Below are 11,716 nucleotides of genomic sequence, written 5' to 3'. Positions count from 1 at the left end.
TTGTTCGACTGCGGTTACTGGCGGGCCAAACGCACCCGCGTCACCCGCCGCTCCGACACCTCGATAGCCGAAAGCGTCCATCCGCCCCACTGCACCTCATCGCCAATCACCGGCAAGCGATCCAGCAGACTCATTACCAGGCCGGCCACGGTTTGGTAGTCGTCGGTGGCGCTGGCGGCAAAGCCGATGCGTTCCTGCACCAGGCTGAGGTTAAGCGCACCGCTGACCAGGTAAGCGCCGTTATCGTCGACGATGTCCGGGCCGTCTACTTCGCTGGCATCGGGCAACTCGCCGGCGATGGATTCGAGGATGTCGGTCATGGTCAAAACGCCCATGAAATCGCCGAACTCGCTGACTACAAAAGCGATGTGCGTCGACTCTTTGCGCATCTGCTCCAGGGCGTTGAGCACGGTGAAGTGCTCCAGCACGTTGATGGTTTGGCGCGCCATGGTGTGCAGATCCGGCCAATTGCCGGCCAGCAGTTCCTTGAGCAACTCCTTCTTGTGCACAAAGCCCAGCGGCTCGTCGACGTGGCCTTCACGCACCAGCGGCAGGCGCGAGTACGAGGAGTTCATCAACTTCTGGCGAATGGCTTCCGGGCTCTCGCCTACGTCGAGGTACAGCACCTCGGCGCGCGGCGTCATTACCGCGCGCACCGGGCGCTCGGCCAGTTGCAACACGCCGCTGATCATCACCCGCTCGCGGCGGTTGAATGCCGGTTGCGCATCGTCGCCCTGCACCAGATCGGCAATGTCTTCGCCCACTTCGTCCACCGTCAACTCACGCCCGCCAAGCAAACGCATCACCGCGTGCGCAGTGCGCGCGCGGCGCGGCAGCGTGCCTTGCGCCGAGCGCTGGCGGCCACGGCGCGCCAACTGGTTGAACAGCTCGATCACAATCGAGAAACCGATGGCCGCGTACAGGTAACCCTTGGGAATGTGGAAGCCCAGGCCTTCGGCGGCCAGGCTGAAACCAATCATCATCAAGAAGCCCAGGCACAGCATGATCACCGTCGGGCGCGCGTTGACGAAGGCGGTCAGCGGCTTGCTCGCCACGATCATCACGCCGATGGACACCACCACTGCAATCATCATCACGCTCAGGTGTTCCACCATGCCGACGGCGGTAATCACCGCGTCCAACGAGAACACCGCATCAAGCACCACAATCTGCGCCACGATAGGCCAGAACAGCGCGTAACCAGCGCCGGCCGAGCGTTCGGCAATGTGGCCTTCGAGGCGCTCGTGCAACTCCATGGTCGCCTTGAACAGCAGGAAGATACCGCCGAACAGCATGATCAGATCACGGCCCGAGAAGCTCTTGTCGAACACCTCGAACAGCGGCTCGGTGAGCGTCACCATCCAGGAAATACTGGCCAGCAAGCCCAGGCGCATGATCAACGCCAGCGACAGGCCGATCAGCCGCGCCCGGTCGCGCTGCTCCGGCGGCAGCTTGTCGGCGAGGATGGCGATAAACACCAGGTTGTCGATGCCCAGCACCAGTTCCAAAACAATAAGCGTGAGCAGGCCTAGCCAGGCCGTGGGGTCAGCTATCCATTCCATGTTTAGAGAACCTGCGTCGAAATAATAAGAAGAGCACGGCAAGCGTGAGCGGCGCGATGGCGCGGCGGGGCAGAACGAGGCGTGAACGGGGCGTGGCTAAAACTGGGAGGTTCCTGAAGCGTGTTCATAAAGGCCAAGAGTGATTTCGGGCGGCCATCCTACCCAATAAGAAACCGTCGCACCGCTGGCCAAGTATTGCGGAATTTGTATTGGCTGCTTGGCGTTAATGGCGCAGCAGGTAAACCCCTAACCCCACCACTGCGCAGCTAAACAGCACCCGAATCACGCCCCACTTGAAGCGAAACAACGCCACCGCCGCCGCAACCGCGATAACCGCCGACGGCCAATCCAGCGAGCCGTCAAAGCCCTTGGGCCACAACACGTGATAGGCGAAAAACACCGCCAGGTTAAGAATCACCCCCACCACCGCTGCGGTGATGGCGGTTAACGGCGCGGTGAATTTCAGCTCGTTGTGGGTCGATTCCACCAGCGGCCCGCCCGCCAAAATGAACAGAAACGAGGGCAGAAAGGTAAACCAGGTAACCAGCGCGGCCGCTACGGCGCCCGCCAAAAACGCGTGCTCGGCACCAAACACCGGCTGCACATAAGCGCCGACAAACCCAACAAACGCCACCACCATAATCAGCGGGCCCGGCGTGGTTTCGCCGAGCGCCAGGCCGTCGATCATCTGCGTCGGCGTCAGCCAGCCGTAATGGCCCACCGCGCCCTGATACACATAGGGCAACACGGCGTACGCGCCGCCAAACGTCAGCAGCGCCGCCTTGGTGAAAAACCAACCCATCTGCGTGAGCGTGCCGTGCCAGCCATACAGCGCAGTCAGCAGCCCCATCGGCAACGCCCACAGCCCAGCGCCCACTACCAGCAACACAACCAGGCGCGACCAGCGAAAGCGCGCGTGCTCGGGCGTGGGCGTGTCGTCATCAATCAGCGCCGGCCCGAACGACTGCTTCGCCGCCCCGTGCCCGCCACCGACAGTGAACACGCCCGGCGCGAGTTTGCCGCCCACGTAACCCAGCAAGGCCGCCGACAGCACGATCAACGGGAACGGCACGCTCAGGGCAAAAATCGCCACAAACGAGGCGGCCGCGATGCCCCACAGCCAATTGTTCTTCAACGCCCGCGAGCCGATGCGATGGGCCGCCTGCACCACAATGGCCGTGACCGCCGGCTTGATGCCATAGAACAAACCGGCCACCACCGGCACCTCACCGAAGGCGATGTACACCCACGACAGCGCGATCAAAATAAACAGCGACGGCAACACAAACAGCCCGCCGGCAATCACCCCGCCCCAGGTGCGGTGCATCAGCCAACCGATATACGTCGCCAACTGCTGCGCCTCGGGGCCGGGCAGCACCATGCAGTAATTCAACGCATGCAGAAAACGCCGCTCGGAAATCCAACGCCGACGCTCGACCAATTCCTGATGCATGATCGCAATCTGCCCGGCCGGGCCGCCGAAACTGATAAAGCCGAGTTTTAGCCAGAACAGCAGGGCTTGGAATAGGGGGATGGGGGTTGGCTGGGGCGTGGGGTTGGTCATGGGGGCGTCGGGATTGGGGCGGTTGTTAGGTGGCTGAAGATAGCGCAGTAAGAGGGCAGAAATGTAGCGTGGGGGTTGGGTTGCTGGAGGGAATTTGCGCGAGTCGTGGAGATCGGCGCTCGACTCACAATTCTGGATCCCCGCGTTCGCGAGGATGACGGATGTTTTTGCCCCTTTCATCCGTCGGACCTGACGAAAAACGCTGAAAAGTTCTCCGTCATCCCCGCGAAGGCGGGGATCCAGAGTCTTTCAGGAGACGCAGTTAGCTCCGCGAGCCGGGATCCCGAATTGTCGGACCACCGCCTTCACGGGGGATAACGGAAAACTCAATAAAACCCCCGCCATCCTCGCAAAGGCGAAGCCCCATCCCCATCCACGCTGCTACGCTACGCCCACCTCGGCCACCGCCCGCTCCCCCAAATGCCCAGCCCCCTAGCCCACTTCCACACCCCAAACCCCACCCTGTCCCCACGCGACACCGCCCCCATGCTCCCGGAAGAACGCGCCCGGGCCCAGGAATGCGCCGCCAGCGAACGCTTCAGTTGGCTCACCGTCTGCGTAGCGCCACTGTGCTTCGGCCCGATACTGCCCTTTCTCGCCTACATCGTCGGCCTGTTGCTCTACCGCACCCTGTTCGACGCACACCTAGACATCGACCACCTCCTCGAAACGACTTACGTCTGGCTAGTGCCGGCCACCCTGCTCTTCACCGCCGCCTGGGTGCTGCTCAACATCCGCCACGCCAAGCGCGACGCGACCAAACGCTACTGGCGAACCTTGCCCGAGCGCGGCGAAGTTGAACTGGAGCGCCACACGTTAGTGACCGCCACCAATGTGTGGTCCAACGCGTACGACCCGGACTGCAACACCCTCAGCGTCTGGAACGGCGAACGCCTGGAAGACGCCTACGACAGCGGCATCACCCAATGGCTGCTGGCAACCACCACCGCCGGCCACTGGCTGGTGCTGAAAAAACACTACCCCGGCAACTTCAGCTACGCCCGCGAAGGCAAACAGCCAGCGCCTGAAAAACACCTGCACGCCCACGCAGAAGTCGCTATCGCGTTCGCCCCGAGAACCAACCTGACCCTGGGCCAACGCTTCGATGGCGCGCCCATTCCCGTGCACAACACTGCCTACTGGCTGAGCACCGACGAGCTTCAGCGTCTTACCGAAGCAGCACACCACTGGGCCTTCGCGCCGCCCGATCAGTACGGCGTTGTTAATGCGCAAGACGCCGCGTGGGTGGAGCAATTAGTCGACAAGGCAAAAGCTTCCTAACCACGCGGTACGCCCCCCACCACCCTGGCTCACCCGCCTGCGCAAACAAGACGGCAATCGACCAACCTGCAAATTCACAGCGACCTCAAATCCCAGGCACTAAAAAGGGGAACACCTCGTTCCCCTTCTTGCACGCAACGGCAAACCCTACGCCGCCCTTCTACCCTGGCAAGCCTTCGTCAGCGCCTTAGCCATTTCACTCAGGGTTTGCACAATGGCCGACTCCTGACTTCTGTCGATAAACGCATCGGCAGCCGACAGGCGTTGGACGTACAACATCAAATCCGCCGCACGTTCCAGCGCATTTTCAACCGGCACGCCGGCATTGACCGCGAACAGCGGAATGTCATCGAGATTGTCGAAGGGTTGGTGGGTGGTGACTTTTGACATGTCATTCAATTGTGAAGCTCCTGCTGTCTAGTGGAGCCGCCACAAATCGTCGCCAAACAATTAGGGTGGCAGCTGTACGCAGGTTGGCGAACCGGGGACAGAGGAACCCGGCATACCCGAAGGTATCCCGCGCACAGCCGCCATAAACACCTAGCAACAGACACAAAAAAAGCGCTGCTATTAGGTGAGAGCGCTGTGCGCCTCATATCTACTCGGATCGCCAAACCCGGTCGCTGAATTGGCAGCGACGGCGGGACTATAGAAGCCACTTCCCTACCCTGCAACGGGTTTTTCCAGCGGCGCTGCGTTGCAAGACATATCCCGCAGGGAATCCGTAAAGAGGATGGGCGAGATTTCTGTTGGCCGTTCACAGTATTGGTTGGACTAGTTAGCGGAGCGTGGACAACGGGAGGGGGGATCAGTAGTGTCCGCAGGGCACCCCGGCCAGTGTCTAAAATCGCCGGTAACAACGGAATGTTCAACGTGGAAATGTAGTATTCAATGACGCGATTTTCTCTTCATATGCGCTTCCTAGCTCAACCTGCCCTAACCCTCGCTGAATCGACACGGCGTTCGGCCAAAACAAAAAAGGGAACAGTTTTATAAACCACTCTAAATTAGACTAAAAATATTATTAATACACCCGCCCCTTTCGTCGCGGAGATTTTATGAATTATTTTATTTGTCCGGGATTTGGATCCATAACTTTTCTATTTGAACACTTCAAATTCATCACATCCTGCGGCTACGTCTGGCTAATGGAAAATAGCAGCGAGCATGTGTTTTATGACGCTTCTCTAGAGAGATTGTTCTTTTATAAAGGCGACATATACGCGGAGTGTTCCAAGGACAGATATTGGCTTTGGCGCGATAGTGAATTTGTCAAAATAAAGAATCGCGCCGTGACGTCCGAGCTACGATCGATTGGCACTCAAGTACAGAGAGGCCCCTATAACTATCGTCGCTATAGTGACAATTTTCCGATAATACGACATGAGCTCTCTGACGGCGAAAAACTGCTGATCGGACATTTAGATAAACATTCATTGATCTCTGCAAGCCGAGATTCACTTGTATTTCACGACTACGGGGCTCACGCGATAATTGAGTATACAACAGACTTTGAGGTGCGCAGGAGTTACACATTTGAAGGTAGTGGTGGCGACGCATTGCATGATCCATCGTGCCCCAATCTGTTGGTAGTGCTCGCACATTCTTCGAACGAGCAGAGTTTTATTTTTATCTTTGATCTTATTGAGTTCACTGTTATTTCCAAAATCGAAATTGGTAGTAATACCCGCGAAATCTACCACTTGCAATCCGCCGACGGGGACCTTTTCTTTCGAGCCGATAGCAAGTTAGTAAAATTTTCCTCCGCTGAAATGAGGCTGTTTCAGCCATTCCAGGATAAGCCCGTCAATAGCGCTTTGATAAAAAAAATCTGGATGTACGTATCTTTCTTGGGCGATTCGAAAATCGATATATATCGTCTTTCAGATAATGCCAAAGCAGCCAGTTTTGAAGGGATCTCTGGATATGAGCCTCAAAACTTCGACTCAGATGGCGAATACAACGGTGCTATCTATGGGATTATTGAAAGTAATATGCGTGCTGGATTGAGTTACGCTGCTTTCTGGAAGGACTCCGATTGTTTGACCTCTGCGTCATCTCAAGTAGAGAAACCCATTTTCGACATTTCCAAAGTGGCGTGTCAAAAGGGATTTTCAATCAATATCTCGATTGATAACACCGAGAACTATTCCATAACAGCTCGGCATGCGCTCGCCGCTCTCGACAAGAGTCTCTATGATCACGGTGATTTCATGGACCGCGCCCATAGTGCTGAGTTCAATGGTGCTATTGCGTGGCAATTCAAGAATGGGGGTTTGCTGTCTGTTGAGCAGCGCGAGCAGCTTACAACCGCAGGTACTTACTTGCTTGAAGAGCAATACACTCTATTCAAAGGCGCAGCGACCGGTGATGACTGCAGCTTGTCTATCAGTTTCGAATAGCTTTAACGGTAGGCTCGGGCCTTGAAATGGGTAGCTTTATCTTTCTTTTAGGCAGTACTGGTTGCGAACAAAGGGGACAATCTGTGCGACTAACGGGGACGGATTTATTAACCAGCTCTAAATAAGAGTCGATTAATAAATCTGTCGCCTTTTCCCTTCCATAAATCCGTCCCCCTTCCCACACAGAGGAAGCAGTACGGAGAAGAGATACCGGGCGGTCTTAAATGATATTTAACTTTCTAGGCGTAATTGGCATTCAAGCTACCGGCAAAGGGCTGCTTTTTGAGAGTCAGGAATCACGTGCCGAGTATTCGAACAATCACTTTGAACTTGAATCGCCGACCCAGGATTTTCTGAAGCTGTCGGTCGGCGACAAGCGCGTTTTCGACACTTACCACGATAACGAGGTGCGAATATTGACCGCGAATTCGCAATGGTCATCTGCTCATTCCGTTCTTGGTGGAAATCAGTCCTACGTTTTTTTTAACGAAGACGCTGATCAGGACTTTTATGTGGCGCGCGCCTGGGATGGTGAGGTTATGTTCCAGATCCCATATTTCAGCGCCGAGCGATATTTCGCTCCAGAGTTGATCGCACTAGGTAACGAGGACATATGGACCATCGTTGATTTGACCGGTCGGAAAATCAACGAAATCACATGTAGCGGATTGAGTGGACGATCTGGACAGGCTCGCTTTACCGACCGGTTGTTTTTGTTTCGAACCGTCAGCGAACCTAGCTACGAAATTTACGATGTTGAAAAACGTGAAATGGTTTCTTCCGTTTCTGTAGTGGACTGCGTGTTTGCCATGCTTGCTACGCCGGAAGGTGGCACGTGGCTAGTGGACGCGGAAGGCGTGAAGTACTTCGACCATTACGGCAGTCCTCATACGGAGCTGCGGACGATTTATCGCTTTTCCACGCCCTTGGACGTTGATCAAAACGATGCTCTTATCTGGCACGACCCCTCACGCATTTATGTGGCATGTAGTCTGGCCCGCGATAGTCAGTTGGTTGTTGCAATTTCTCTGGATGGAAGTCGACTCGTTGAGGAATTACGCTGGTCCCAGACATGGTCAATCACTTGGCGGGGCGGTTATTTGAATGGCTACAACTACCTAACGCTTGGGCGTAGTGATTTGCTCGCTGATAACGCGGTGATGCTATGGACGCCGGACCTGCCGTTGACCGAAGAGTTGGTTCACGTTGACTTGAGCCCTTTGGTGGAAGTGAGCGAAGTGCCCTCTGCGATCAAGGCAAAACATAGTTTTCATATTCGGGTCGAAGACACTTCAAGCAACCGCGCAGTCCGTTCAGCCGCACACGAAATAGGGCGGCTACTCGGGGAGTCTTGCTCCGGTGCTTACAATTACGCGCTGGAGGTACGTGATCGAAAATTTGATGGTCAATTTTATATCGAAATAACCACGCCTTTTGCGCCGAATGATTTCGAACGGGGTTATCTGGCGGCCTATATCCAGTTTTTCCGCAATTCTGGCGGATTGTCTCCAGCCGGAAGCAAGGCACCGCTTGCCGAGCCGATCGTCACTTGGAAAACCAGCGCGTCCTGACGCTGTGGTGAATAACGGGGCAGCAAATGGGTAAAGGGGACAATCTCTGTGTCCCCTTTTTCCCCTGGCGTTGGAAGAATTGCTAACCACGCGGTGGTATTAGGTACGGGGCAGCTTGAATGCCCTCGCGCAATGGCGAAGTACCACCCCAAAACTGCCATCATCCTCGAAAAATCGATGGCCCAGGCTAGTGCAACTAGCCAACGCTTACGACAGGAGCGCAAAACCCCGTTTCTCTCAATAACGCAGAAGTATCGAGCGCCGAAAAAACACCCCGTGAAATAGCTGCCACCAAGAAGGAACCCACCGCCTCAATAAACCGCCACCCAATGAGCCAAGAAATACATGGGCGGCTTGGTCGAGGCCGGTGGAGCGCTAGGCGCTTTTGGGCGAGCCACCTTTGGAGGAATTACCGTTTTGCCGTCGGGCGCTAGTGTGGGCAGGTAGCACTCGGGCATCGGTTGAGGTTCTAGAACAGTCATGTGGTTTCTCCATTTTTTTGCGATACAAATTCGACCCATTGGACCTTGGAAGCATTGATCAACATGGACTCGGCACCGAAACGCCATTCAGCACCTTCAGCGTCCAGCCAGCTTGGCGCTTGAATCAAAAACTGCCCCGCTGACGGAGACGCTGGCCACTGTTCAGGCCACCCGTAAATGCGCTTATCGTTGTAAAGGTGCAGCACAACGAAACCTGCATAGCGCGAAAACGAGCCGAACCACTCGGACGGGTAAGACGTCTGTCGGGTGATTTTTCCCCGCCGCAGCAGTTGATGAAGCTCGTCGTTGTTCGTCAGGTAGCACGAGCCCAAACCGAGCAGCATCGCTACGGCGACCGAGCAAGCAGACCGCGCGGCAATATCCCAACTACCTATCGCGAAAAAGCGGTCGCCCAACCCCGTCAGCCCCCACCCAAGCGCCTCGACGACGCCGTGAATCAGGAACGTAAATATCAGCGCCTGGACGATCTGGCCGAAACTGTCTGGCCGCTTAAACGACGTTAAGGAATAGAAAATCCAGGTCGCAAGAAAGCCGGGAATCAAATATTGCAACAGCGGGATTAGCTCCCTGACCAGGCTATCCATGTCCAATGCCACTCCGTGATTGCGGTCGGAGTGACAGTACCGAAGGCACCGACCGGGAAAAATCGGCCAGCGCCGCTTCAACGGTATGAGATCACCGAGGGCTTGCTGAGATTCGGTGAAGCAATTGAAGGAACTGCGTACGCGCAAGGAACAGCGCTGCCAAATCCCAGCCACAAAAAAGGGGAACACCTTGTTCCCCTTCTATGGGTCGGGCGAGCAGCGGCAGCGTCGATGCGGCCCTTGCTCGCCCCGGAAAAAACGGCCTACCCGACCGCTTCCTCAAAAAACTTACTTAGCCGCCGTCTGCCCACCCGCAGCCTTATTCAGCGCCAGGTGATTAGCGATGCACATGTCAAACGCTTCCACCAAAAACAGGTTGGGTTTCCCTGTTACGGGCGGCACCAGGCAACGGCTGGCTACGCGTTTGCCGAGCATTTCAGTTTCGATGTAGATGACGTTCACCGGCGACTTGCTGGGGTTTTCTTGCTCGGTGAAGTAGGCGCGGGTGTATTCCTCGTCGCCAGCGGTTTTTTCCAGTTGCCCGCTGTCTACCGGCGTCGTGACCACTTGGCTTGACGGGTAGTCAGGCGTGCCCATCACCGCCACACCAATCGGGCCGGTAAGGCCGGCGACGATCGAGGTTTTACGCAGTTGCGATTGCAGGTTGGCGTAGGTGACGAAGTGCAGCACTTTGATGGTGGGCTGGCTGGCCAATTCCGGGAACGACTCGTACGCGCGGTGTGCGAGAAGACGTGGGCCGGTCGGTTTGGTTGCGTCATCGGCGACGCGGTAAATGGCGTAGGCATCGCTGGTGATCATCAGGCTGAAAATTTCTTTCTCAGACTCAGTCTTGGGGCGCAGGTCTTCGATGGTGATTTTGTCTGACTGCTCGATGCCCGGGAACGTGGGCGGTGGCACGGTAGGACCGCTGGCGCAGCCGGTCAGGGCCAGTGCGGTGAAGGCGAGAAGCGTTTTGATAGGGTGCATGAAGACGTCCTGTTGTCATGGGTTTTATCGGTACAGCGCGGGCGATGCTCGCTTAATCGCCCGTAATATTCAATTGCCATTACTGCGGCGAATTGACTGATACACGGGCTTCAGCCCGACGTGGTCAAGCAGCCTCGTACCAACCCCTGGGTAAACTCAAACGCCGTGACCCGCCCTCTTCTCCCCGCACTCAAGGCAAACGCCTGCCCGGCCCACAAGTTGGTGAAGTCCCCGACCCCTTGCGCTTCGCACTTGGCCCGCAACGGCACCAGCGCGCCGCCTGCTGTGGGAAACGCCGGTGCATTGGGGTTGAGCGGCCCCAGTTCGCGCATCAGGCGGTTGACGATGCCGCGCGCCGGGCGGCCGGTGAATAGGGTGGTGAGCGCGGTGTCGCTAGCGCTCGCATTGCGCAAGGCGGTGTGGTGCGGTGGGGTGAGGTTGGCTTCGTCGCAAAAGAGGTAGGCGGTGCCGATTTGTACGCCAGCGGCGCCGAGGGCGAAGGCGGCGTTGATGCCGCGCGAGTCGGCGATGCCGCCGGCGGCGATGACGGGCACGGTGACGGCATCGACGATTTGCGGCACCAGGGCGAAGGTGCCGATTTGGGTGGTCAGTTCGGTGTGCAGAAACATGCCGCGATGGCCGCCGGCTTCATAGCCCATGGCGATGATGGCGTCGCAGCCGTGGGCCTGCAGCCATTGCGCTTCTTCAACCGTGGTGGCCGAGGCCAGCACTTTAGCGCCGGTGGCTTTTACGCGGTTTAGCAGCGGTTCGGCGGGCAGGCCGAAGTGGAAGCTGACGACTTCAGGGCGCAGTTTTTCCACCAGGGCGCAGCTCGCTTCGTCGAACGGGGCGCGGCTTGAGACGGGCGTGGGGGCGTCGAAGTCGGCGCCCACTTCGCGGTAGTAGTCGGCCAGCTGCGCTTTCCAACGGGCCTGGGCGGCGTCGTCTGTCGGGGCGGGTTGGTGGCAGAAGAAGTTGAGGTTCAGCGCTGCGTCGGTGGCGGCGCGAAAGGCGGCTACTTCGCTCTCGACTTGGGCAAGCGTCAAGGTCGCGCAGGCCAGCGAACCCAAGGCGCCGACTTGGGCGGCGCCTGCCATCAAAGCAGCGCCCGCGCCGAGCATGGGCGCTTGAATGATGGGGTGCTGCACGCCGAGCAAATCGGTGAGGCGACGGTCTGGCCAATCTTTCATGTGGGCATCCTTGCAACGGGAGAAACAGGCGCGCCGCGCGGGTGCGCGGCGGCTTGCATGATGGTGGAAAAC

At 57.3% G+C, this 11,716-nt stretch carries 9 protein-coding genes; 3 read left to right on the top strand and 6 right to left on the bottom strand.

The features are described from left to right. Positions 1 to 14: 14 nt before the first annotated feature. Entirely contained in the window at positions 15 to 1,562 is a 1,548-nt protein-coding gene (locus ACZZZU_RS23670; protein ID WP_463552013.1) for a TerC family protein, read from the bottom strand. A 223-nt stretch (positions 1,563 to 1,785) separates the two neighbouring features. Beyond that, entirely contained in the window at positions 1,786 to 3,126 is a 1,341-nt protein-coding gene (chrA, locus tag ACZZZU_RS23665) for a chromate efflux transporter (RefSeq protein ID WP_463552012.1), read from the bottom strand. Between the two features lie 486 nt (positions 3,127 to 3,612). Here chrA and ACZZZU_RS23660 point away from each other — a divergent pair, with 486 nt between their 5' ends. After that, positions 3,613 to 4,407, top strand: a complete 795-nt coding sequence (locus ACZZZU_RS23660; RefSeq protein WP_463552011.1) for a hypothetical protein — start codon at positions 3,613 to 3,615, stop codon at positions 4,405 to 4,407. Positions 4,408 to 4,554: 147 nt separating this feature from the next. Here ACZZZU_RS23660 and ACZZZU_RS23655 read toward each other — a convergent pair whose 3' ends face one another. Continuing rightward, positions 4,555 to 4,797 (bottom strand): DUF3077 domain-containing protein, encoded by a 243-nt coding sequence (locus ACZZZU_RS23655; RefSeq protein ID WP_463552181.1) that lies wholly within the window; start codon positions 4,795 to 4,797, stop codon positions 4,555 to 4,557. A 668-nt stretch (positions 4,798 to 5,465) separates the two neighbouring features. Here ACZZZU_RS23655 and ACZZZU_RS23650 point away from each other — a divergent pair. Together ACZZZU_RS23650 and ACZZZU_RS23645 are read left to right on the top strand one after the other, a co-directional pair. Beyond that, complete coding sequence (locus ACZZZU_RS23650) at positions 5,466 to 6,809, top strand: hypothetical protein (protein ID WP_463552010.1); 1,344 nt, start codon at positions 5,466 to 5,468, stop codon at positions 6,807 to 6,809. A gap of 224 nt (positions 6,810 to 7,033) precedes the next feature. Then, positions 7,034 to 8,380, top strand: coding sequence for a hypothetical protein (locus tag ACZZZU_RS23645; protein WP_463552009.1), 1,347 nt, complete (start codon positions 7,034 to 7,036; stop codon positions 8,378 to 8,380). Positions 8,381 to 8,858: 478 nt separating this feature from the next. On the opposite strand, the gene ACZZZU_RS23640 is transcribed toward ACZZZU_RS23645, so the two are convergent. From ACZZZU_RS23640 to ACZZZU_RS23630, 3 genes are all read right to left on the bottom strand, one after another. Next, positions 8,859 to 9,467 (bottom strand): DUF6338 family protein, encoded by a 609-nt coding sequence (locus tag ACZZZU_RS23640; protein WP_463552008.1) that lies wholly within the window; start codon positions 9,465 to 9,467, stop codon positions 8,859 to 8,861. Positions 9,468 to 9,755: 288 nt separating this feature from the next. Further along, a complete protein-coding gene (locus ACZZZU_RS23635) occupies positions 9,756 to 10,454 on the bottom strand; it encodes a hypothetical protein (protein ID WP_463552007.1) in 699 nt (232 codons plus the stop codon). Positions 10,455 to 10,564: 110 nt separating this feature from the next. After that, positions 10,565 to 11,644, bottom strand: a complete 1,080-nt coding sequence (locus ACZZZU_RS23630; RefSeq protein ID WP_463552006.1) for an NAD(P)H-dependent flavin oxidoreductase — start codon at positions 11,642 to 11,644, stop codon at positions 10,565 to 10,567. Between the last annotated feature and the right edge of the window lie 72 nt (positions 11,645 to 11,716).

The sequence above is a fragment of the Pseudomonas sp. AC136 genome (assembly GCF_979258585.1).
Note: the sequence above shows the minus strand (reverse complement) of the source record. Positions and strands in the feature narration are given on the sequence as shown.

Excerpts from the sequence above, each read along its gene's own strand:
- ACZZZU_RS23670 (WP_463552013.1), bottom strand. The coding sequence starts at position 1,562 with ATGGAATGGATAGCTGACCCCACGGCCTGGCTAGGCCTGCTCACGCTT.
- chrA (WP_463552012.1), bottom strand. The coding sequence starts at position 3,126 with ATGACCAACCCCACGCCCCAGCCAACCCCCATCCCCCTATTCCAAGCC.
- ACZZZU_RS23660 (WP_463552011.1), top strand. The coding sequence starts at position 3,613 with ATGCTCCCGGAAGAACGCGCCCGGGCCCAGGAATGCGCCGCCAGCGAA.
- ACZZZU_RS23655 (WP_463552181.1), bottom strand. The coding sequence starts at position 4,797 with ATGTCAAAAGTCACCACCCACCAACCCTTCGACAATCTCGATGACATT.
- ACZZZU_RS23650 (WP_463552010.1), top strand. The coding sequence starts at position 5,466 with ATGAATTATTTTATTTGTCCGGGATTTGGATCCATAACTTTTCTATTT.
- ACZZZU_RS23645 (WP_463552009.1), top strand. The coding sequence starts at position 7,034 with ATGATATTTAACTTTCTAGGCGTAATTGGCATTCAAGCTACCGGCAAA.
- ACZZZU_RS23640 (WP_463552008.1), bottom strand. The coding sequence starts at position 9,467 with ATGGATAGCCTGGTCAGGGAGCTAATCCCGCTGTTGCAATATTTGATT.
- ACZZZU_RS23635 (WP_463552007.1), bottom strand. The coding sequence starts at position 10,454 with ATGCACCCTATCAAAACGCTTCTCGCCTTCACCGCACTGGCCCTGACC.
- ACZZZU_RS23630 (WP_463552006.1), bottom strand. The coding sequence starts at position 11,644 with ATGAAAGATTGGCCAGACCGTCGCCTCACCGATTTGCTCGGCGTGCAG.